Source organism: Capnocytophaga endodontalis (assembly GCF_002209445.1).
Taxonomy (GTDB): Bacteria; Bacteroidota; Bacteroidia; order Flavobacteriales; family Flavobacteriaceae; genus Capnocytophaga; species Capnocytophaga periodontitidis.
Window position 1 is genome coordinate 720,939 of record NZ_CP022022.1, and the last position, 23,856, is coordinate 744,794.

20 protein-coding genes are annotated in these 23,856 nt (G+C 40.1%); all 20 read left to right on the forward strand.

The genetic code is table 11. The features are described from left to right. Positions 1-434 precede the first annotated feature (434 nt). The 20 genes from CBG49_RS03555 to rpsI all read left to right on the forward strand — a co-directional run bounded on the left by CBG49_RS03555 (position 435) and on the right by rpsI (position 23,788). Positions 435-3,779, forward strand: a complete 3,345-nt coding sequence (locus tag CBG49_RS03555; RefSeq protein WP_088593408.1) for a SusC/RagA family TonB-linked outer membrane protein — start codon at positions 435-437, stop codon at positions 3,777-3,779. 15 nt (positions 3,780-3,794) lie between these two features. Further along, on the forward strand, positions 3,795-5,288 hold the full coding sequence (locus tag CBG49_RS03560; RefSeq protein WP_088593409.1) for a RagB/SusD family nutrient uptake outer membrane protein: 1,494 nt from the start codon (positions 3,795-3,797) through the stop codon (positions 5,286-5,288). Positions 5,289-5,318: 30 nt separating this feature from the next. Continuing rightward, positions 5,319-6,161: a zinc-binding metallopeptidase gene (locus CBG49_RS03565; protein ID WP_088593410.1), complete on the forward strand. Its 843-nt coding sequence runs from the start codon at positions 5,319-5,321 to the stop codon at positions 6,159-6,161. 14 nt (positions 6,162-6,175) lie between these two features. Further along, positions 6,176-7,525 (forward strand): DUF4302 domain-containing protein, encoded by a 1,350-nt coding sequence (locus CBG49_RS03570; RefSeq protein WP_088593411.1) that lies wholly within the window; start codon positions 6,176-6,178, stop codon positions 7,523-7,525. 18 nt (positions 7,526-7,543) lie between these two features. Next, a complete protein-coding gene (locus CBG49_RS03575; RefSeq protein WP_088593412.1) occupies positions 7,544-8,494 on the forward strand; it encodes a leucine-rich repeat protein in 951 nt (316 codons plus the stop codon). 23 nt (positions 8,495-8,517) lie between these two features. Continuing rightward, positions 8,518-9,852, forward strand: coding sequence for a DUF4302 domain-containing protein (locus tag CBG49_RS03580; protein ID WP_088593413.1), 1,335 nt, complete (start codon positions 8,518-8,520; stop codon positions 9,850-9,852). A gap of 65 nt (positions 9,853-9,917) precedes the next feature. Continuing rightward, entirely contained in the window at positions 9,918-11,393 is a 1,476-nt protein-coding gene (locus CBG49_RS03585; protein ID WP_088593414.1) for a BACON domain-containing protein, read from the forward strand. Between the two features lie 29 nt (positions 11,394-11,422). Further along, entirely contained in the window at positions 11,423-12,037 is a 615-nt protein-coding gene (locus CBG49_RS03590) for a hypothetical protein (protein WP_088593415.1), read from the forward strand. 15 nt (positions 12,038-12,052) lie between these two features. Then, positions 12,053-13,375: a DUF4302 domain-containing protein gene (locus CBG49_RS03595; RefSeq protein WP_088593416.1), complete on the forward strand. Its 1,323-nt coding sequence runs from the start codon at positions 12,053-12,055 to the stop codon at positions 13,373-13,375. A 62-nt stretch (positions 13,376-13,437) separates the two neighbouring features. Then, complete coding sequence (locus CBG49_RS03600; RefSeq protein ID WP_088593417.1) at positions 13,438-14,769, forward strand: DUF4302 domain-containing protein; 1,332 nt, start codon at positions 13,438-13,440, stop codon at positions 14,767-14,769. Positions 14,770-14,870: 101 nt separating this feature from the next. Further along, complete coding sequence (locus tag CBG49_RS03605; protein WP_088593418.1) at positions 14,871-16,193, forward strand: DUF4302 domain-containing protein; 1,323 nt, start codon at positions 14,871-14,873, stop codon at positions 16,191-16,193. Between the two features lie 6 nt (positions 16,194-16,199). Further along, positions 16,200-16,685, forward strand: a complete 486-nt coding sequence (locus CBG49_RS03610; RefSeq protein ID WP_088593419.1) for a PH domain-containing protein — start codon at positions 16,200-16,202, stop codon at positions 16,683-16,685. A gap of 115 nt (positions 16,686-16,800) precedes the next feature. After that, complete coding sequence (locus tag CBG49_RS03615) at positions 16,801-17,217, forward strand: CBS domain-containing protein (protein ID WP_034555884.1); 417 nt, start codon at positions 16,801-16,803, stop codon at positions 17,215-17,217. A gap of 68 nt (positions 17,218-17,285) precedes the next feature. After that, positions 17,286-18,236: a PhoH family protein gene (locus CBG49_RS03620; protein WP_088593420.1), complete on the forward strand. Its 951-nt coding sequence runs from the start codon at positions 17,286-17,288 to the stop codon at positions 18,234-18,236. A 283-nt stretch (positions 18,237-18,519) separates the two neighbouring features. Next, positions 18,520-18,726, forward strand: coding sequence for a hypothetical protein (locus CBG49_RS03625; protein WP_088593421.1), 207 nt, complete (start codon positions 18,520-18,522; stop codon positions 18,724-18,726). Between the two features lie 12 nt (positions 18,727-18,738). Next, the gene (locus CBG49_RS03630) at positions 18,739-19,143 is read left to right on the forward strand and encodes a protein-export chaperone SecB (RefSeq protein ID WP_088593422.1); all 405 of its coding nucleotides are present in this window, start codon (positions 18,739-18,741) and stop codon (positions 19,141-19,143) included. Between the two features lies 1 nt (position 19,144). Next, entirely contained in the window at positions 19,145-19,696 is a 552-nt protein-coding gene (locus CBG49_RS03635) for a hypothetical protein (RefSeq protein WP_088593423.1), read from the forward strand. A gap of 281 nt (positions 19,697-19,977) precedes the next feature. Then, entirely contained in the window at positions 19,978-22,296 is a 2,319-nt protein-coding gene (locus tag CBG49_RS03640) for an outer membrane beta-barrel protein (protein WP_088593424.1), read from the forward strand. Between the two features lie 650 nt (positions 22,297-22,946). Continuing rightward, positions 22,947-23,402 carry a 50S ribosomal protein L13 gene (gene rplM / locus CBG49_RS03645; protein ID WP_009413950.1) on the forward strand — a complete coding sequence of 152 codons (456 nt, stop codon included), beginning with the start codon at positions 22,947-22,949 and terminating at the stop codon, positions 23,400-23,402. Continuing rightward, complete coding sequence (gene rpsI, locus CBG49_RS03650; protein WP_002681865.1) at positions 23,402-23,788, forward strand: 30S ribosomal protein S9; 387 nt, start codon at positions 23,402-23,404, stop codon at positions 23,786-23,788. Before rplM ends, rpsI begins: the two co-directional genes overlap by 1 nt. Positions 23,789-23,856 lie beyond the last annotated feature (68 nt).

Consider the following 23,856-nt stretch of genomic DNA (forward strand, 5'->3'; position numbering starts at 1 on the left):
GAATAATTTGTCAATTAGCAAATTTAGTCACTTAGCAAAATACATATTATCAACAGATGTAACCGAAAATCTATTTCTTAAAAAACGTTAAATTTTCATTTTAATTTCATCTAAATGAATGTTTTCATCTAAGTGCTTTATTTTTAGTTTATCGCTTTATTTACTTAAAAATAAATAACTTACAGTTTAATAGTCACGTATAAGAAAATCTTCATTTTTTTAAGAGAATATTTGCGGTATTTTCATTAAATCTTTAAAAACGTTGAGAATACTGTAATTTTTTAACAATAACGCTAAGTAATCTTTAAAAAACAGTTTTTTGGAAAAGATTTTGCACTCTTTAAAACGGCCGCCAAAAAAAATGCTATATAAATTTGCATTTATAATTTTTTTTTCTGAAACTTTGCAAAAATAATTGACTTAATATAATAGCGATGAAAGAAAAATTGATGTACGCACTGTTATGCGCTGTGCTGTTCGTCGGCTATGCTTTTGCCCAAGAACACACCGTAACAGGGGTAGTAAAAGATGATGCGGGCACTCCGCTACCCGGTGCCTCTGTAGTAGTAAAAGGAACCTCTCACGGGGTCGCTACCGATTTTGATGGTAAATACTCCATCAAAGTACCTAATAATAAGGCTGTATTGGTCTTTTCGTCATTAGGTATGAAGCCTACTGAACGTCCTGTAGGTAATAACAAGGCAATCAATGTAACACTTGAAGTGGAAGCGCAACAGCTTACCGGTGTAGTGCTTACAGGTTACCAAGAGTTCGACCGTTCTAAGTTTACGGGTAACGCCCAAACCCTTAAAGCCGACAATATTAAAATGGACGGCGTGGTGGATGTAGGTCGTATGATCGAAGGTCGTGCCGCAGGGGTAAACGTACAGAACATCTCTGGTACTTTTGGTACTTCACCTAAAATTACCATTCGTGGGGGGTCATCTATCTTTGGTGACACTAAACCGCTATGGGTAGTAGACGGTGCTGTACAAGAAGAGGTAGTACCGCTAACCTTCGAACAGCTCGCCTCTGGTGATGCTTCTACTTTGGTGAGTTCGGCTATCTCTGGTATCAATGCGAACGATATTGAGAGTATCGAAATTCTTAAAGATGCTTCAGCCCTTTCTCTTTACGGTGCGCGCGCCCTCAACGGTGCCGTGATTATCACTACTAAAAGCGGTAGAAAAAACGTAAAAACTCAAGTAAACTACCAATTGGAAGAGTCGGTGCGTATGATTCCTAATTACAATCAGTACGACATTATGAACTCTCAAGAGTCTATGGGAGTCTACCGCGAGTTGGAGGAAAAAGGCTATTTTTCACTTTCTTCATATACACAAGCGCGTTATGGAGGGGCTTATAATATAATGTATCGTGCTATCGATACTTATAACCCTGCCACAGGTACTTTCTTGCTTGAAAATACCGAGGCTGCACGCCTTGCTTTCTTGCGCAAATACGAATACGCCAATACCGATTGGTTTAAAACACTTTTCCGTCCTTCACTTACACAAAACCACACCGTGAGTCTTTCAGGTGGGGGTGAAAATGCGACTGTATATGGTTCAGTAGGTTTCTTTGTAGACCCAGGATGGACAATCGCCGACCGTGTGCATCGTGTAACAGGAAACCTCAAAACTACCTATACCCTTTCGCCCAGCGTAAAAATAGGGGTGCTCACTCAAGGGTCTATACGTACCCAAAAAGCTCCTGGTACTTATAACCGTTCTGCCAACACTGTAAGTGGTGGTTATGATCGCGATTTTGATATCAACCCTTTCAGTTATGCGCTCAACACCTCACGTGCATTGCGCCCTTATGGTGATGATGGCAAATACGAGTACTACAGCTACAACTATGCTCCTATGAACATCCTCAACGAGCTCGCTAACAACTATATGGATTTGAACGTGCTCGAGTATAAAATTCAAGGGGATTTAGAGGTTAAATTAGCTAAAGGACTTAAATACAACTTCCTTGGCTCTATACGTCACGTAAAGAGTTCAAACGAACACTCTATGAGAGAAAACTCTAACGTGGTAGGAGCTTATCGCGCCAATCGCACAACAGTGATTGCAAAAGCAAACCCTTTCTTGTTTAAAGACCCAGAAAATCCCGATATGATTCCTCAAGTAGCATTGCCTAACGGAGGTATCTATAGACTCACCGAAAATAACTTGCAAAGTTACTATTTCCGCAATGCCTTGGAGTACAAACGTTTGTTTGACAAAAAACACGACCTAAAAGCATTCTTAGGGCAAGAATATCGTCATACCGACCGCGATAACTCTTTCTTCAACGGTTATGGTTACCAATTTGAGCGCGGAGGCACTGCCTTTACCGATTATCGTGTGATTCAAAAAGCAATTCAGGATAACTCTCCTTACTTTGGTAAATCATTCACTAAAGAGCGTGGTATAGCTTTCTTCTTACAAGGAACTTATACTTACGACAACCGCTATGTATTCGCTGGTACAGCCAATTACGAAGGTTCTAACCAATTGGGTAGAAGCCGCAGTTCACGCTGGTTGCCTACTTGGAACGTGAGTGGTCGTTGGAATGCTTCTAATGAGAGTTTCTTGAAAGACAATACCAAGATTTCTAACCTTGCTTTTCGTTTGAGCTATGGGCTTATCGCTGGTTTAGGTTCTGCCAGCAACGCTTTGGCGATCTTTAAAAACGAAGTAGCTAACCGTTACAATCTCAGTGATAGAGAAAACACTATATTTATAGAAGCACTTCAAAACTCTGAACTTACTTGGGAAAAAGTATACGAAGCCAACGTAGGTATGGAACTCGGCTTGTTTAAAAACCGCGTTAATTTGTCGTTAGACCTTTACCAAAAGAATTCTAAAGACTTGATTGACTATGTACGTACCTCAGGTGTTGGAGGGCAACTTGTAAAATTGGCAAACAACGCCTCAATGGTGACCAAAGGTATAGAGCTCGCTTTGGATACTAAAAATATAAAAACTGATAATTTTAGCTGGAATACAGGTATCAACTTTGCGTATTTCAACCAAGAAATTACAAGCCTTACCTATCGCCCTAATGTGTACAACTTAGTGCGTGAAGTAGGAGGAAACGTAGTAGGCGGAGCGCGTAATACCTTGTACTCTTACGACTTTATAGGATTGAACAGCAAAGGGTTGCCATTATTCAACTTGCTCAATGGTAGCACTAATTTTGAGGATATTGATTTCCAACAAATTGATAATATCTTGAGTTACCTCAAAAAAGAAGGCCCTGTAGAGCCTAATATCACAGGAGGGCTTTCTAATACCTTCCGTTACAAAAATTGGGAACTCAGCTGCTTGATTACAGTAGCCGCAGGTAACAAAATACGCAAACCCGATGAATATAGTGTAGATTACAACGACCTTAGCGTTTTCCCTAAAGAGATGAGAAACCGCTGGATCAACCCAGGTGATGAAAGGGTAACTAATATTCCTGCTATTGCCGATAAAAGAACAGTTAATGAAGTAGGTAGAGCTACCCTCCGTCGTGTGTACAACGCCTATAACTATTCAACTGAACGTGTAGTTGATGGTTCGTTCGTTCGTATGAAAAGTATTGGGCTCTCTTATGCTTTCCCTAAAGACGTATTAGACGCTCTACACGTGAACAACCTTACCTTGCGCTTGCAAGCTACTAATCCGTTCTTGATTTATGCCGATAAGAACCTCAATGGTCAAGACCCTGAGTTCTTCCGCACTGGTGGGGTAGCTTACCCTGTAAATACCCAATATACCTTTACTATCAATCTTGGAATCTAAAAAAATACGTAAGCAATGAAAAAGAATATATATACACCCATAATAGCCCTCTTTTTAGGTTTATCGTTTACCGCTTGCAATAAATTTCTGGACGAACTACCCGATGCACGTGCAGAACTCGATACACCCGAAAAAATACATGAGCTCTTAGCAAGAGCCTATCCTGACGCACTGTATGCTGATTTCTGCGAAACAATGAGCGATAATGCAGGTGATAAAGTAAACCTTGCTCAGTCGTCTATATTCAATACACAAATGTACTCTTGGCAAACTAACAACGAGTATAGCACTTGGGATACACCACCTCACTATTTCTATGCCGCTTATGGGGCAATTGCCAATGCTAACTACGCCTTAGAAGCTGTAGAAAAACTTGGTGGCGGTAGTGAACTCAACTACCTCAAAGGAGAAGCCTTGGTAGCTCGTGCTTATGCACACTTTATGTTAGGACTTTTTTGGTGTAAGCCTTTTAATCCTGCTACCGCTGCTACCGATTTAGGCTTGCCTTATGCCACTAAAGCCGAAAGAAAAGTGTTTGAAGTTTATCGCCGTATTTCAGTAAAAGATTATTACGATGCGATTGAAAAAGACTTGACAGAAGGTTTACCTCTTATTGATAACAGCAAGTATAGCAAACCTAAATTCCACTTTACCAAAGAAGCGGCTCACGCTTTTGCTTCACGCTTCTACTTGGTAAAAGGCGATTGGGATAAGGTAATTTCACACGCCAATGAAGCTCTTGGTGCTAATCCAGAAAACAAACTACGCGATGTAAAAGGGCAACGTTCACGTACTTATGCACAACAAGGCTTGCTCTATGCTAGTTCCGATGAGCCCGCTAATGCTTTGATTATAGGCGCTTCCTCTCTTTATGAAAGAAACTTTGCTACTAATAAGTATGGATTGACCTTACAAAAATCTGAAGAAGTATTAGGTAATAACAAGCATCCGCTAAACGCTTTCCGCGCTACTTGGGCTTATTCTATTTACGGAAACGACGATTATCGCAATTTCCCTAAATACCAGGAGTATTTTAAATATACCAATGTATCGGCAGGAATTGGTTATGCTTACGATATGGCAGTACTCATCTCTTACGACGAGGTATTTCTCAACCGTTTGGAAGCTTACTTGATGAAAGGCGAAAAAGCTAAGTTCCTTACTGATTTGGTAGTTTTCTTAAAAAAGAAAACAATGCAAAATATCCCAGATTCTTTTGTGTTGAGTGAGGCAAATATGAATACCATTTATCAAAACAAAGGTACTGAGTTCGATCCTGCCTATACGCTTTCTACTCAACAACGCGAATGGTTACAAGCTGTAGCCGATGTGAGAAGAGCTACTTTTGTGTTTGAAGGCTTGCGCTGGATAGACAACAAACGCCTCGGGATGAAGGTTGTACACGTGAAAGGTGGTCAAACTATGGAGCTCACTAAAGACGACCCACGTCGTGAGTTACAAATCCCTGAAGATGCTATTTCCAACGGTATTACTGCAAACCCAAGATAACTTAACAACAAACATTCAAATTAGTAAGATATGAAAAAGTTATATATCGCCGCAGTGTTAGCGCTGTCGTTAGCTGCCTGCAACAATAAAGAAACCCTTAGTTCTGAGAGTGTATTAAAACCCAGAACAACGGCTAAAACGCCATTAGATACCTATATCTACAACAATTTCCAGAAACCGTACAACATTATAGTTACCTATAACTATATCGATGCCGATTTTGAAATGGGTAAATATTTTTACCCTCCTACCGAAGCCAAAGTGCAACCGATGCTCGAAATCGTAAAAAAAGTATGGATTGATGCCTATTCGGAGGTAGCAGGGCCTAACTTCATAAAAGAAGTAGCACCGCGCCAAATCTCTCTTATCGGGGGGTACAACGTAAACCCCAGTGGTACTATTACCCTTGGGTTTGCCGATAGCGGTATGAAAATCACCCTTTTCAATGTCGACCAGCTCGACACCCACAATCACAGTGGTACACGCCAGTATTTCCATACCATTCAGCACGAGTATTGCCATATCATCAACCAGAAGAAACCTTATTCATCTGAATATGGCAAGATTACCCCTTCTGGTTATACCGCCAATTGGTATAATGTGCGAGAAGCCGAAGCGAATGCCGCTGGTTTTATCACCCCATATTCTATGTTGAATGACATTGAAGACTTTGCCGAGATGACCTCTGGAATGCTCAGTATGAGTAAAACAGCTTGGGATGCTAAAATAAACGCCATCAGTAGCGCCACAGGAAAAGAGGCTATCCGCAAAAAAGAAGCTTTTGTAGTAGCTTATTTCAAAAGCGAATGGAACATCGATATCTACCAGCTACAAGCTAAAGTAGAACAACAAATGCTATCAGTATTACAATAACGCTAATCTCATTAATGAAAAAAATCATTTATATAACTATTGCAGTTTTAGGAATCTTTGCTTGCCAGAAAAACGAACCTGATAACCTTTTTGATGGTAAAACACCTTCTGAGCGTTTTGAGCAAAGCCAAAATGAATTGCGCACCCAGCTTACCACCCCACAGCAGGGGTGGAAGCTCACCTATTTCACCGATAATAAAAAGTTTGGAGGGTTTACTTTCCTAATGAAATTCACCCCCGAAGGTTTTGTGAATATGGCATCCGATATAAGCGCTACCGCCTCCCCCACAACAAGTAAATACGAAATTAAATGGGGGCAAGGTACTTTGCTTTCTTTCACCACTAAAAACTATATCCACGAACTTTCCGATGCTATGCAGGGTGAACAAGGAAAAGGATTAGAAGGTGAATTTGAATTTATTTATCTCGGAAAAGAAGGTAACAAACTCAAATTCAAAACTCAACGTCAAGCTACTGAACAAATTGTGTATTTTGAGCCCGCTACTGCCCAAGATTGGAATGTTATCCAAGACCTCAGCGGAAGTGTAGATGCTTTAGAAGGCGATATCCTTAGACACTTTTTTAGAGTAACCAAAGATGGCGTAACCAAAGATTATAGCATATCACTATCTAACAGATACCTAACGCTAAATCTCTCGTCCGACCCTTCTCAAACACTAAAAACAGCAATTGTCCCTACTCAAGCAGGCTTTACTTTCGACCCTCCTTTGGTGATTGAAGGCAAAACATTCACCCAAATTACTTGGGATAACAACGCTTCTCCAGCACGTTATATCACTACAGTAGATGGAGTAACTGCCGAAATACGCTTTGAGTTGAGACCCTCTCAAGAACATATCTCTAATGATTATCAGTCAGTACCTGCAAGTGTAAACCGATTCTTATTCTTGTCGGAAACCTTGCTAAGTACTCCTTTTACTACCGAAGGTTTTAGAGATAACGTGATGAAAATAGAAAGCAGCAAGTGGTTCCCTTCACTACTGATTTCTTTTAAAAGCAGTACCAAATGTGAAGTAGAAGTGCGCTATCAATTTCCTAATCAACAGTTTCAATCTCGACTCATCTTTGTTCATAACTACGAAATTAAAGATAAACGCATTTATATCAAAGATAGAACAAGTATCGACGGCACTAATTTAAATTTGTGGCAAGCTACTGAAAATGAAGCTATTTTAAGGAAAGCCTTAACAGCCCTCAACAGTATAGCCTACTTAGGAAGTGAAGGTCTCTATATAAAGAAGGTGCCTAATAAATTCCGTTATACCGATGATGTGTATGTAATACAAAGCCATCGTTTGCCTAATATCTATTTCCCAGCTTATGGATATTTTCAAAGAGATTAAACTAAAAAAGAACTTGCAATGAAAAAAATACTTATTTTACTCGTTACCATTCTTGCTGTAGCTTGTAGCAAAGATGATAATAAAATCAATAATAATAGTAACAACAATAGTGGGGGAGGAGGAAACACTTCCACTCCTACTGTTCAATACGACAATCTCAATGTAGCAACTCAAACTCTTACTTTCATTACTTTAAGCAGTACCCAAACGCTCACTATTACAGCGGGTTCTGGCAACTATAGCGCTACAGTAGCAACTCCTATAGTGAGCGTAAAGGTAGTGAGTAACACCTTAGAGATTACCAGCGTGGCTACAGGTACCACTACTATCACAGTAGTCGATACCAAAAGCCAACAAAAAGCTGAAATTCCAGTAGTTGTAAAAACACTTTATACAGTAGATGCCAATGGCACTATCACCCATTCCGATCGCCATAACTTCGCCGATGATACCGATTTGGTACTCTCTGGAGTAAAAGCAGTAGGCGAAGGCGTGTTTAAAGGTTTTGGTGAGTTCAAAAGCATCACTGCCAATGGAGTAGAAAATTTTGGAAAATTAGCTTTTGCCTATTGTCAACAAGTAGAACAAATAACCCTCAACGGGGTAAAAAACATTGGCTTAGGTGCTTTTCAGTTCAATGCTTCTCTACAAACCCTTACCATCACAGGGGTAGAGAATGAAGAGTTGAAAGTTAGCCAAGAAGCTTTTGCCTCTTGTGCCGAACTCAAAACAGTAGCATTGCCCGCACAAACTAAAGAAATAGGAAAGAATGCTTTCTTCCAATGCCGCCAAATAGCAGTAGTGAAATGTGCAGCTGTTGAACCTCCTAAAGTGTTTAGAGGCACTTTTCCTAACCTGATATCTGGTACTCAAAGAGTGTTGTTTGTACCTAAAGGAAGCAAAGAAAAGTACGAAGCTGTAGATAATTGGAAAAGCAAATTCAGTCGTATTGAAGAAACTGATTTTTAAAACCCTTTAAAACTACATTTACAATGAAAAGACTCCTCTTATTACCCATCATCGCTTTGGCACTTTTTGCTTGCCAAAAGAACGATCCTGATGACCTCTTCGGTAAAACACCTGCTGAGCGATTCAACGAAAAAGAAAGCGAACTTCGCAGTGCTCTTACTTCCGCCCCTCAAGGCTGGAAATTCACCTACTTTACCAAAGAAGGTACCTTTGGTGGTTATAATTTCTTGATGAAATTTACCCCCGAAGGTTTAGTAACAATGGTATCCGATTTTAGTAGTGAAACTAACTCACCTACTACCAGCAAGTACGAATTGCAACAAGGACAAGGGGTGAAACTCACCTTCACTACCAAAAACTATATCCACGAACTTTCCGATGCGATGCAAGGAAAACGAGGAGCAGGTTATGCAGGTGAATATCAGTTTCTATACTATGGTAAAGAAGGCGATAAACTCAAATTTAGAACGCAACGTGAGTCTACCGAGCAATTTGTGTACTTTGAGCCCGCTACTGCCCAAGATTGGACAGATATCAGCACTCTTTCAAGCAACCTCAATACCTTAGTAGAGAATATCTCTAATTATTATATGAGAGTTACTGCCAATGGCAACACTATTCCTTATGAATTTGGTATGCAATATGGGAGTATAGAGGTAGCACCGCGTTCTAATACGAACGACACCTCAAAAGCCTCAGTCGTCGCTACCAAAACAGGTGTAGCTTTCAAACCCGCCCTCGTAATTCAAGGCAAAAGATTTACCGAGCTTACACGTGATAATAGCACCACGCCTCCTACCTATAAAGCTACTGTTGATGGCGTAACTGTAGAATTGAGCTATTCATTAGTTCCTCCTGATGAATTTGTTACCGATGACTACTTGGTTATCCCTTCAACTTTAAATTCATTCGTAATACTTCCTTCTAACCTAAAAACTCTTATGTCACGAGATTTTTACGATAATGTCTTAAAAATCGATGGTGTTAAAGATTTTGTAATCTTTAGAATGGACTTTGAGGATGATGGAACTTGTACAATCCAATTAGCATATAAATTTGATGGAAATACTAGAAATTCTTGGCTTTACATTGAATGTAATTATGAGTTGAAAAACAAACGCTTATATTTGAAAAATCCAGGTGCCTTACAAAAAACAGATCCTACTATTTGGGCAAAAGCCGAAAATGCAACTATTCTTGCAAGAGGTACAAATGCCTTAACAAAAATAATGGAAATAGCTGCTGAAGGATTCTATGTAACAAATACAGGACGAACTTTTTCAGGATACCCATTGTACACCTTGCAAAGCCGCAATAATCCTACTTATACCTCTCCTTATCTCGTTTATAAAAGATAATTCTAACTACAACATTAACATTGTCAAAGCCTTTAAGGCTTTGACAATGTTTAATAATTTTTACTATGAAAAAAATAACCCTACTTCTGCTCGCTTTGAGTCTCTCGTTTTGCTCTAAAAAAGACGATGATACTAAAAACGCTAACTCAACTACCGTTACCCCCGAAGCTACACTTTTAAATATCCCTGCTCAGCAAGGCAACTACTCAGTGAATGTAACTGCCGATGGTGCTTATACCGAGCAAACCGATGCCGCGTGGATCAAACTCTCCCCCGACACCGATTATAAAACACTAAAATTTGAAGTCCTCACCAACGAAGGTGGCGACCGCCACGGTACCATCAACCTAATGGTGCAAAACTCAGTGAAAGCGAAAATAGTTGTCTATCAAAAAGCGCGCTTGTTCGTAACCCCCGAAACAACAGCCGTTGAAGTAGGCGCACAAGCTGCTGAACACACCATCAACATCACCGATAAAAATGTGAATGACTATACGCTCAAAGCGTCTCACGATTGGATTACTTTTCCTATCCAGCCCAATAAAAACAAAATTGTTTTCCAAGTAAAAGAAAACACCACAGGAGCTGATAGAACAGCTACAATTACCGTGTTAGTAGGCGATAAAACCGCTGGTGAAATTGCGGTAACCCAAAGAGTAAATATATCGTATATCTTGCCTTTTATAGAGTTTGGCAAAGTAATCGACGATATTAAAAACTTTGAAAAAACGCGTAAAAGCACCCTCAAAAGTGAAAAAGATTTAGGCTCTGGCAGCCAATTAGTATATACCGTAACCGATAAACTTTTCAGCGAAATACAGTACGTAGTCAACTTGCGTGGCTTGCAAAAAGCAGGACTCTTTGCCAAAGAAAACCCTCTTACTGAGGCTCAGAAAAAGAACTTTGAGGACTTCCTCGTGCAAGAAGGCTTTGAGAAAATCACTATCAAAGGCTATAAAACCACTTTGGATATGACCCTCACCGATAAAGACGCCTTTGTACATCGCGAAAAACAAGTGTTAGTACAATTTATGGCTGATGCCAAAGCAAACCACTATGCGTTTTCTTACTATCCTGTACAGCAAAAAAACTTTACTACCTTTGCTCAACTCCCTGCTCTGCTTAAAAAAGGAGCTACTAAAGACGAAATAGCCACTTATGAGCAAGCTAACGGAGGTACTTACGATGCGGCTAATTCGCCTCAATCCAATGAAAAACGCGATGCTTATACGTATAATGTGAACAAAAACAATGTACTTAGCCGCACTTATTTCGTAGGTAAGAGCACTAATACACTTGTAGGGTTATACCAAACCACTTTCCGTTTCAACACAGCTTCTTTAGCTTTCTTTGCAGGCTTAGATGGTGAATATTACCCTACCAAAGAATTTTTAGCCCTCTTGAAAAACGAAGGCTATGTGTACAGCGGAATCTCTAAAGGTTATTATATCTTCAAAAAAGGAAAAGATATAATCTCAGCTAAAGTGCTTATAGAAAACCAAGAAACCGTATTAGATTTTAGAGTTTACTATGTAAAATAACGTTCTACCTCTTAAAACCTAACCACAAAATGAAAAAGTTATTATTATCCCTGCTATTAGGTGCTACTGTTAGCGTTTTTAGCCAAGAAAAAGAAACCGCTAAAGATAGTATTCCGTATGCGAAATGGTCTTGTGAATTTGATGCAGGCTTAGGGCTTGCCGAAATGGTGAGCAGTGATTTCCAAATGAGAGGTGATGTAATGCGCGCACAAATGCGAGTGCTCTACTCTCCTGAAAAAAACCTCCGCTTTGAAATGGGTTTTGGAGTCAGTGAGTTTTCACAAGGAGGCTTTCATCAAAGTGAAAGTAACTATGCAATGCTCAATGTATCTACCCTCGATGTGCCTGTGCGGTTAGCCATAGTTACTCCTGTGAGTCCTAATATTGGTATTGTTACCGGTGCCGGACTCCATGTCAGCGCTCCTTTGTGGCGACAGTTCAAAACTCAGGATGTGGACAACAAAGATTGGATAGGAGGTACCGTTAACCTCGGGTATCACATTTTTGCCGGAGCAGATTTATACGCTTCCGATCACAGTAAATTAGCGATTTATGGAGAAATAGGAGGCTCTTTCATGAACAAAGGCAACTACATCACCCGTTACCACGCAATTATCAATTTTAGTTATATTTATACACTTTAACCCCCTAAAAACACAATGAAAAAAATCACCCTCCTTTTGCTCACTATGAGCCTTACGTTCTGCACCAAGAACGACAACGATGCAGTAGATAACCCTATCGACCCAGTGGAAAACCCCGCCTTGATGAAAGAGCTTACTGCCGCTCCCGACGGTTGGAAACTCACCTATATTTCCTCCGATGATTCTTTCGGAGGCTACCACTTTTTGATGAAGTTCGACGTTCGAGGCAAAGTATCAATGCTCTCCGACCTCAGTGCTACAGCTACCCCTACTACCAGTAACTACAGCGCCCAAGAAGAAGGAAAAGACTTAGTACTTAGCTTTATCGGCAATAACCAAATCCACCTATTAGCCAATGCTCTACAAGGGGCTATAGGCAATGCCCATACAGGTAAAGTCTATCAGTTTCTATATACAGGTAAAGAAGGTAATAACCTCAAATTCCAAAACTTGCTCCTCAGTGGTATGCAGTTAGTGTTCGAACCTGCCACCGCTGCCGATTGGTCACGTACCCCTGCGTTCTACAAAAATATCACCCCTTTAACCACCGCCGCCGCTCATTATTACCTAAAAGTAAGCACTGCTACGGGTACGCCCACTACCTATCCTATTGAGTTTACCAATAGAGTGTTATCACTGAAAAATACCCAAAGCAAAGTCGCTGTTTTAGCAACCGAAAAAGGTATTGCTTTCCATCGCGCTTTTACCTTAGGCGGACAGTCTTTCACCCAGTTAGAACGTGTTGCAGGTAGTGTGCCCCCCGTGTATAAAGCAACCGTCAATGGCGTTACTGCCGAGCTTTTCTACTCCTCAGTACCACCTAATTTCTTTGATGGCGACGATTATAAAGATATCAATACCACTATCGAAGCTTTTGCTCTTATGAGCCAGTATTTCAAAAATAATGAGTATATGACGGAGGCTTTCTATGAAGATGTATTGAAAGTCAACACCTCTACCGACCTCTATATGCTCAGAGTAATGTTCGACGGTGCCACCGATTGCCATATCCAAATAGGACATATTTTCCCTGAAAAAGGCTTCTCTGTACTCCAAATCAGTTGTAAGTACGAACTCAAAAACAAGCGTTTGTACTTTAAAGATAGTGATAAAAACCTGAGCACTTCTGCGCCTGATGTTTGGGGTGACGAGAAAAACAAAGCAATCTTAGAACAAGCACAACGCGCTTTAGGAAGTGTCTATGCTCTTGGAGCACAAGGGTTGTACATCAAAAAACTGAACATCAAAGTTAAACCCCAAGAGGATAACCCTGTATATCTATTGCAAAGCTACGAATTTCCGTTGTACGCTTTCCCTATCTGGGGAGTCCCACTGTAGAGGCGATTGGCAAAAGCCTCTCCTAACCCCCTTAATAAGAAAACCCCTAAAAAGAAATAATAATGAAAAAGTCCTTAAAAAACACCGTTCTCCTCGCGCTCGCTATGAGCCTCTCATTCTGCTCTAAGAATGATGATGACAACACTGGAACTGAATCCGTTACTCCAGTACAAAACCCTGCCTTGATGAAAGAGCTCACCGCCGCGCCCCAAGGCTGGAAGCTCACCTACATCTCCCCTGATGATTCCTTCGGGGGCTACAACTTCCTGATGAAGTTCGACGATCAAGGCAAGGTAACAATGCTCTCCGATCTCAGTGCTACGGCTACCCCTACTACCAGCCGCTACAGCACTCAAGAAGAGGGGAGAGGCTTAGTTCTCAGCTTTATCGGCAATAACCAAATCCACCGTTTAGCCGATGCCCTACAAGGAGCTGCGGGTAGTGCCCATATGGGTAAAGTCTATCAGTTTCTATATACAGGCAAGGAAGGTAATAACCTAAAATTCCAAAACTTGCTTCTGGGAAACAACGCTTCTGTAGTATTTCAACCCGCTACTGCCGCCGATTGGTCGAATATCTCTACATTGTACAAAAATATCGCTACAATCGATAATAACGCCTCTCATTATTACCTAAAAGTAAGCCCTGCTACGGGTAGCCCTACAACCTATCCTATTGAGTTTACCAATAGAGTGTTATCACTGAAGAATACCCCAAGCAAAATTGCTACTTTGGCAACTGAAAACGGCATTGCTTTCCATCGCGCTTTTACCTTAGGCGGACAACCTTTCAACGAATTGAAACGCGTTGTAGGTAGCGTACTACCCGTATACAAAGCAACCGTTAATGGTGTTACCGCCGAATTGTTCTTCTCAATGCTCCCCCCCGACGATTACGACAACGATGATTATCAGCACATCAATAACGAAATATCTTTAATAGCTGTCTCCACTCAAATAATGAAAAAAACTGAGTATATGTCTCAGGATTTCTATCAGGATATACTGCGAGTAGACGATACCACCGATCTCAATATGATAATGATGACCTTTACGGGTACTGTTTGCCAGATAGAAATAGGGCATAGTTTTGATGGAACTAATGTCTCTTTTATAAGTATGAAGGTTAAATACGAACTCAAAAACAAACGTTTGTATTTCACCGAAACTGATGGAGCTTTTACAGCTGATAACGAAGATCTTTGGAACGATCCTAAGAATAAGGCGGTGGCAGAACAAGCTAAACGCGCGTTAAATCGTCTCTACGAAATTGGTAATCAAGGTTATTATGTGAAAAAAATGCCGCTCTCTATTCGTCCTTTTGCCACTAATCCTATTTATTTCTTCCAGAGCTATGAATATCCTCAATATGCTTTCATAGCTTGGGGAGAATAAACAGTAATTTTTGCATCAATACACTTTGCCAAAGTTTCTTGCCCGTGCGGCTCACACCTTTGGCAAAGTCTATTTCCTAACCCCTAACCCCTAAAAACACAATGAAAAAAATTACCTTCCTCCTGCTCGCTATGAGTCTTTCGTTCTGCGCTAAGAACGACAACCCCACTGCTGGAGATGACCCTATCACTCCAGTGCAAAACTCTGCCTTAATGAAAGAGCTTACTACAGCTCAAAACGGCTGGAAACTTTCCTATACTAATGGAAACAGCATAGGCGTTTATCAATTCCTCCTCAAGTTCACCTCTGAGGGCAAAGTATCTATGCTTTCCGACCTCAGTGCGACCGCTACCTCCACCACCACGCGCTACACCACTCAGGAAACCAAAGAAGGCAGTGTATTGAGTTTTGTAGGCCAAAATTATCTACACCAGCTCGCCGATGTACTCCAAGGCGACCCCGCTAAAGATTTTTCAGGTAAGGTATACCAATTCCTATATCTCGGTAAAGAAGGTGATAAACTCAAATTCAAAAACCTTCTCAGCAATCAGCCGTCGCAACTCTATTTTGAACCTGTCACTGCCACCGATGAAGCGCAATTCCCTAACCTTGCGCGCAATATAGTACCACTCACCGAGCACACATCTCACTACCTTTTGAAAGTATCAACAGCCACCACTTCGCCTACCCTTTACTCTATTGCTTTCACCAATAGAGTCTTAACCCTTCAAGGCGCCACGGTAAAAGCACCCGTAAAAGCCACCGAAAACGGCATCGTTTTGGTACCACCTCTAACGATAGAAGGTAAGAGTTTCAGTGATTTAACACGTAGTGGCAGTACCGAAACTCCCACTTATAGCGCGACGGTAGAGGGGGTAACTGTCGAATTGTACTATTCACTCATCAGCCCAGAGGTCTTCAATTCCGATGATTATTTAGCCATCGTCAACGACGAAGTGAGCGCTTTTGTATATCTCGAGTCTTCTTTTAAAAAATCTTCTTATACAAGTGCCCTCTTTCACGACAACTTTTTAGCAATTGATAGTGAAAAAGCGTTCAACTCTATAAGCATACGTTTCAAGGCAGGGAACAAAGTAGATCTTATCATTGGCTATAAATTCCCCGATAAATCAAGTACCGAATCAATTACTGCCAATGCCACCTATGAGTTCAAAGATAAAAAACTCTATATGACCTTTCAAAGTTTCAAGCATCCACTGGCTTCGAGCTCTTGGTTAAAACCCGAAAACCGCGCCCTCTTAGACCTTGCCTTTGAGCGTTTAGAAAACTTGATAGCCCTCAGCAACGAAGGTTTGTACATCAAAAATACAGGAGAAAAACAGAATGATCGCTTTATCTATTTCTTTCAAAGTCATAGTAAGCCCTCTTTCTATTTTCCTGCTTATGCACTCAAAAAACTATAATACTTTATGAAAAAGAATGTTCATTGGAGTAATACAGTAAGAATCATCACAGTATTAGTAAGTGTATTAGTCATCGTTGCTTTAGTGACGATGGGCAGGAATTATCTTTTAAATCCCAACTACGGCTTGTTGTTAGGTATCATCGCTATTACCATTACCTTAGCTGTATTTATACTCAGCGCTCCTATGAGTATAGTGTTAGAACCCGATAAGCTTACTTTGAAAAAACTTTTCGGTAGTAACAGCTTAAAATACAGCCAAATCCTCTCCGTAGAAAAACACAAGCCGTCGTTTTGGGATATGAGAATTTTCGGTTCAGCAGGCTTTTTTGGCTATATAGGTATTTTCTGTAACAAACGTATCGGAAAGTACACTTCATTTGTAGGTGATACCCATCAGTGTTTTTTGGTAACCACCAAAAGCGGTAGAAAATACGCCTTCAGTTGTGAATCGCCCGATGAGGTGATAACACAACTTACCGCTAAATTGTAATACACCTAAAAAATAGCAAATTTGCTAATTAATAAATTTGTTAATTACAAAAAGTTTCGTATCTTTGCGGGTGAAATCAATAAACAAAAACATTCACCTTAAAAACGCAATTATTATGAGACAAAGAGTACCCGTTTCACAAATTATGAGTAAGGAGTTAGTAACCCTCTCTCCCGATCAATCACTCTATGAAGCCGAACGTTTGTTCAAAAAACACCGTATACGCCACATCCCTGTGGTCGAAGGCGATAAACTTATAGGCATTGTAAGCTATTCCGACCTCCTTCGTATCAGCTTTGCCGATATGACCGACGGCGATGAAGAAGTAACCTCCGTTGTCTACGATATGTATACCATCCCGCAGATTATGGCTAAAACACCCCTTACAGTAACTGCCGACACCTCCATCAAAGAAGTAGCCGAAATCCTCGCCGCCCAAAGCTTCCACTCTATCCCCGTGGTAGATAACGGCAAACTTGTCGGCCTCGTAACCACTACCGACCTTATCAAATACCTATTAGAACAATATTAAATTTAGGTAAGAGGTAAGAGATAAGAAACGCAAAATCTTACCTCTTACCTCTTATCTTTTACCTGAATATGAATGAATTAACATTAGAACTTACCGAAGTTAGCCCCCAAGTGTTTTGTGGGGAAGACGAAAGTAATATCAAGTACATCAAAACCCTATTTCCTAAACTGAAAATCGTTGCACGCGGTAGCAAACTCATCGTTTTTGGCGAAGAACTACAGCTCAAAGATTTCCAAACACAAATCGAAAAACTCATCGCCTATTGCGCAAAATACAACCGCTTAGACGAGCGTACTATCGATAGTATTCTTTCTGCATCTACCCCCCAAACTGCCGAAAAAGTACGTGAAGAGGATATCATTGTACACGGAGTCAGTGGTAAAATCATCCGCCCGCAAACCCAAAATCAAGTAAAATTGGTAGAAATGATGCGTAATAACGATATGGTTTTTGCCGTTGGGCCTGCCGGTACCGGTAAAACTTATGTAGGGGTAGCCTTAGCTGTAAAAGCCCTCAAAGAAAAACAAGTACGCCGCATCATCCTCACCCGTCCAGCAGTCGAAGCAGGCGAAAACCTCGGTTTCCTCCCTGGTGATCTCAAAGAAAAACTCGACCCCTATATGCAACCTCTTTATGATGCCTTGCGCGATATGATTCCCCACGAAAAACTCAACGCTTTTATTGAGGCTGGTATCATCGAGATTGCCCCCCTTGCCTTTATGCGCGGACGCACCTTAGACAACGCTTTTGTAATCCTCGACGAAGCTCAGAACACCACCCACGCTCAGATGAAAATGTTCCTCACCCGTATGGGGCGCAATGCCAAGTTTATGATAACTGGCGACCCTGGTCAAATCGACCTCCCCCGCAAAGTCTCTTCCGGACTCAAAGAAGCAATGCTCATCCTCCAAAATGTACAGGGCATTGCCTTCCTCCACTTAGACGATAAAGATGTTGTGCGCCACCCATTAGTACGCAGCATCATCGAAGCCTATAAGACAATTGAGAACAACGAATAGTCGTAGCACGACAAACAATTATATTTTACCCATAACCCCCAAGACTCTCTGAGAGTTCCAAGTTTCTCAGAGAGCCTTTCTAAGTTTTTCTACTCACATAATGCTTATAATTTTAATGAAACTTTAACTACTTAATTAATAAATGTTTACAACTAAAATCTAAAATATAGCACCAAAAAAAGTTGGTTTTTTTTTGCTATGTCAATAAAATGTTTTACTTTTGCGTCCACTAAAGCTATAAGTATATAGCTTATCATCTTAAAACCCTTTAATTATTTGGATTATGGCAGCAACCCTTTTAGAAGAATTGAAAGAGTATTTTGAAAATACTCCAAGAGAGCAGATTTTGAAAGATTGGGAAAGTACCAAAGAATATGAAGGTGTGGGGCCTACTGCTGATGAGTTTTTAACTTCTGTATATTCCCAAAGAGTCAAAATTGTTACTAATATATATAGCCCGAGTTTTTCTTCGGGCTTTTTCTTTAATTAAAAACATAGAATTATGCAATCAGCGTCTTTTTCAATTATCAATTATCAGTTTGATGAGGTATATATTAACCTCCACAACTATAAGGAAGGTGACTTAGGCATTCTTTTCACTACGAAAGGTGTTTTTCAAAAAGATAAAAAAGTATTTGAACTTATTTTCTCGGTTTCTTTACAACACGAAAATACAGAGCCTTTTGTGCGTATAAATTGTAAAGGACTCTTTGAGTTTAAAAATGTAGAAACGATTGAAGATATTCCGGACTTCTTTTACAAAAATAGTATAGCTATTTTATTTCCTTATGTACGAGCTTATATAAGTTTAGTTACTACCCAAGCTAATGTACCAGGCATCATTCTCCCTACTTACAACTTATCGAGCTTAGAAGAAAAATTGCGAAATAATACCACAGAAGCATAAAATGAAACCGAGAAAAGCCTATCAAACTCTTGAAAACAGAAATAACCCAGATAAAATAGAGGAGCAAGGACCTTTTTTATGTAGTCATAAAAATGCTTGGTTAGGTAAAGGCTATTATTTTTGGGATTCTTTTATTGAAAATGCACATTGGTGGGGACAAAAAGGAGCTCGTTATAAAAACGGATATGTCATTTGTGAGTCTACTTTTGAATTAGATGAAGATAAGTGTTTCAATTTAATAGATAATCCTGAACATCTTGAATTATTTGACTTCACAAAAAAAACCTTAATAAAACAACAAATTCATAACAATCCTGTTGTTCCACGTGTTATAGAATTTTTAAAACAACGAGAAAACTTTAAGTACGAAGCCATTAGAGCAAATGGTATCAATAGCAAAAATGAGTATAGAACCTCTTTTGTGATAAATGGTCACCAATATTTAGAATCATTTCCTGCTATACAAATATGTTTTCTTACTAAAAATGCACTTAATAGAAAAGGCTTCAAAATTGTATATCCTGAAGAATATGCTGAAGGTTTTGTAGTGTAGAAATGATCGTTAATGAACTAAAAAGTTGCTAAAAATGTTATAACCACATTTTTAGCAACTTTTTTATATTATTCCAACCTTTTCAAAAAATCTTCGTTTATATGGGAGAAAGCAATAAAAAGCTTTCTAAAAAAATCAACTGATAATCAGTGTAATAAAAAATAATTAATATAAAAATAACAATTTAAAAGTACCTTGTATTGCATAATACCTTTATTTATCATATCTTTGCGCCGTGAAATTAATTAGTTTACATCTAGTAACCATAAACCATATAAACAATGAAAAAGATTATTCTATCACTGCTATTAGCAGTAACGGTAAATGGCTTTGCACAATCTTCTTTTAAAGGAACCTTGTTGAATACTGAAAAAAAACCAGTGAGTGCTGCCAATGTGCTCCTAATGACTCTCCCCGACTCTACCCTCGTAAAAGGGGCAATAAGCAATCAGCGAGGTGTTTTTGAACTACCCAATGCTGCTGAGGGTAAAAAGGTGGTTATCAAAATTACGCATTTGGAATATCAAACGGAGGTATTTACCCCCTCGGGGAGCAACTTGGGCACCATTGTTTTGACCCCTGCTACCAATCAGTTGGGCGAAGTAGTGGTAACAGCTCATCGCCCGATATTAGAACAAAAAGGTACGCGCATCAGTACCAATGTGGCGCAATCGACCTTGCAGAACCTCCCCAAAGCCGAAATGCTTATCAACTTCTTGCCTGGGGTGAGCACTTCCTACACCGGTGGAGGTTATGAGGTGTTTGGCAAAGGCAATCCTATCTTCTACATCGATAACCGCAGGGTGCGCAATTTAGATGAGGTGAATCAGTTATCGCCCAAAGATATTGAGAGCATAGAGCTGGAAACCCAACCTGGTGCGGAACACGACAATACGGTGGGTGCGGTAATCTATATCAAACTGAAAAAGAAACAAGGTGATGGACTGAGTGGGTCGGTTGAAAATGAAAATTATGTGTTAAAAAAAGGAGCCTTAATAACTACTTGGCTTAGTCTCAACTACCGCAAAGGCAAAACCGACTGGTTTACTACTATAGGCAACTTCAACAACTTCAACAAGAAAAATGCCGACCTCTATCAGGATTTGCAAGTACATACCCAAAGTAATGATTGGCGCGTGACAAGCGACGAAACTAACAGGAGTAATGCCAAAGGAATAAATGCTAAAATAGGGGTAGCACACGAGATTTCGGACAAACATTCCATAGGCGCAAGTGTGAGAGGGAGTGTAGAACCTTGGGTAGGACACAGGTTTAGCAACCAAGAGACTGCTACCTTCAAAAATAACCTCCTTACTGCCAAAGGGCTCAATGAATACGACCGCTTTAGCCAAGATAAAAAGTTAGGCATTAATGCCTATTACGAAGGCAAAATTACTGACAAACTGAAACTGCAAACCGATGTAGATTATATCGGTCAGCGTTCCGATAACACTTCCGATATTGTGGAGCGCAACCTCCTCAGCACTGCCTCTCGTAACGTGCACACCCATTCCGATGCTGCTTCCGATTGGTGGGGACTCAAAACTACTTTCTTGCAAACCCTTGGCAAGGGCGCTATAAACTATGGCGTAGAGGCAAGCGACCTGCATCGCACTGAGGACTATACCGATAATGTGCTTTCGGCTTCCGATATTAAGAATACCGAAACGCGTTCGGCTGGTTTTGTGAGTTTCTCTTACCCTATCAAAAAGGTGAATTTGAAACTCGGTACGCGCTATGAGTACGCCGACTTTGGTTATTACGAAAACGGACAAAAAAGCACCGTAAAAAGCAAGACCTACCGCGATTGGTTGCCCAATATTTCTATTGCATTCCCTTGGGATAAAACTCAACTGACCTTTAGTTATGCACGCAAAATTAAACGTCCGGCTTTTTATGAGCTCAGCGACTACAACACTTATAGTTCTCCTTTCTTGTACAATCGTGGAAACCCATATATTGTGCCTCAGCTTACTGATGAATGGAATGCCTTGGCTACTTATGGTCCTATTTCGGCTTCGGTAAGTTATTCGAATATTCACAAAGGTATCTATTCCGATTACCAACTCTCAAGCATCAATCCCGATGCCGTTGAGAAAACTCTTCGCAATTACGATGATTTTAACGAACTGAAATGCGTACTCAATGCGCAAACCCAAATAGGCAAATGGATGCCTAAACTTACGCTCACTTATAAAAAACCTTTTGCTAACAATGTGTTTTACACCAATGAAGGTAGGTTTATGGTAGAAATGATGAACCAAATTACTCCTACTGAAAACTGGTTAATCTTGGCGATGTTTATTTATATGAACAAAGGTTCAAACCGAGAAGTCTACGCCTACAAGGATATGAGCGGAATAGTCGTAGGGGTTGCCCGTATGTTCTTCCACCAATCGCTTACAGTGTATGCCGTAATTTCCGACCCTTATAACGGTCTCAATGAGCACACACGCGTACAAAATCCGTACATTAGTAATAGAACTGCTCAGAATTACAGCAATTTTGGATTTAAAGTAGGACTGAGTTACAATTTCAATACCACCCAAAGCAAGTATAAAGGACAAGGAGCGGGAGAAGAAGAGAAAAACCGCTTGTAATGAAAATCAGTATGTTATATTATTACGAGATACCTCAAAAGTCTCAGGAACGTTACAATACCAGCTCCGAGTATTGGTTGCATTTGCATCGCTACACTTTGCCAAAGTTCTAATAGCTTCTCGTGCTACGAGCTTTGGCAAAGTTTGTTAATCTGATAATCAAATTGTCTTTAAGTTGTGTTGTGTAGGGGGCTGTTTGAAAAGTCTCAAAATTGTATTTTGCGTCCCTACACTTTAGCAAAGTTTTACAACTTGTCAATTTTATTATCCTGATAATCATTCACTTTTAGAGTATGTTATGTACGGGCGTTTTGCAAACGCCCTATATAAATAAACCTTTTCCGGCGCCCTCTTACAAAAAAACTCTTTAAACAGCCCCACAGTTTCCACCACTCCCAAATTAGCTAATTTACAAATTTGCTAATTTACTAATTCCCATACTTCCATTCTTTGCCCGTGCGGCTCTTACCTCCCAAATTAGCTAATTCTCTAATTTGCTAATTTCCAAATTCTTACCTCTTACCTCTTACCTCTTATCTCTCAAAAATTTTGCAGTTTCAAATATTTGTCGTACTTTTGCGCCCTAAAAATAAAAGTGTCGTTTGATGACACTATAAGGAATGTTTAATTTTTAATAAAAATCACAAAGAGTGGACACATTAAGCTACAAAACCATCTCTGCCAACAAAGCCACTGTAAATAAAAAGTGGGTCTTGGTAGATGCTGACGGACAGACTTTGGGTCGCCTTGCTTCTAAAGTAGCAAAACTACTTCGCGGTAAGTACAAACCCGATTTTACCCCTCACGTTGATTGTGGCGATAACGTAATCGTTATCAATGCCGAAAAAATCAACCTCACAGGGAACAAATGGGAAGATAAAACCTATCTTCGCCACACTGGTTATCCAGGAGGACAACGCTTCACAGGAGTAAAACAACTCCTCGAAAAACACCCTGAACGTATCATCGAAAAAGCTGTAAAAGGTATGTTACCAAAAACAAGATTGGGTGCAGCAGTTTTACGTAATTTAAAAGTGTATGCAGGTAGCGAGCACAAACAAGAAGCTCAACAACCTGTTACCATTAACTTAAACGATTTGAAATAATGGAAGTAATTCACACCATCGGTAGACGAAAAACCGCCGTAGCGCGTATCTACCTTAAAGCAGGTAACGGTACTATCACCGTAAACAAACGCGAACTCAACAATTATTTCACTACCCCTACATTGCAATACAAAGTAAAACAAGCCCTCAGCCTTGTAGGTGCTGAAGATGCTTACGATGTAAAAGTAAATGTATACGGAGGTGGTATCACCGGTCAAGCCGAAGCCGTTCGTTTGGCTATCGCTCGCGCTCTTTGCGAACTCAACGCCGAAAACCGCGCAGTATTAAAACCCGAAGGGCTCCTCACTCGTGACCCTCGTATGGTTGAACGTAAAAAATTCGGTCAGAAAAAAGCCCGTAAGAGATTCCAATTCTCTAAACGTTAATATCAATTTGCTCCTTAGTTTAGCATCCAAATGGCTCAGGCGGTTATTCCATTTTTATAAAACCTCTC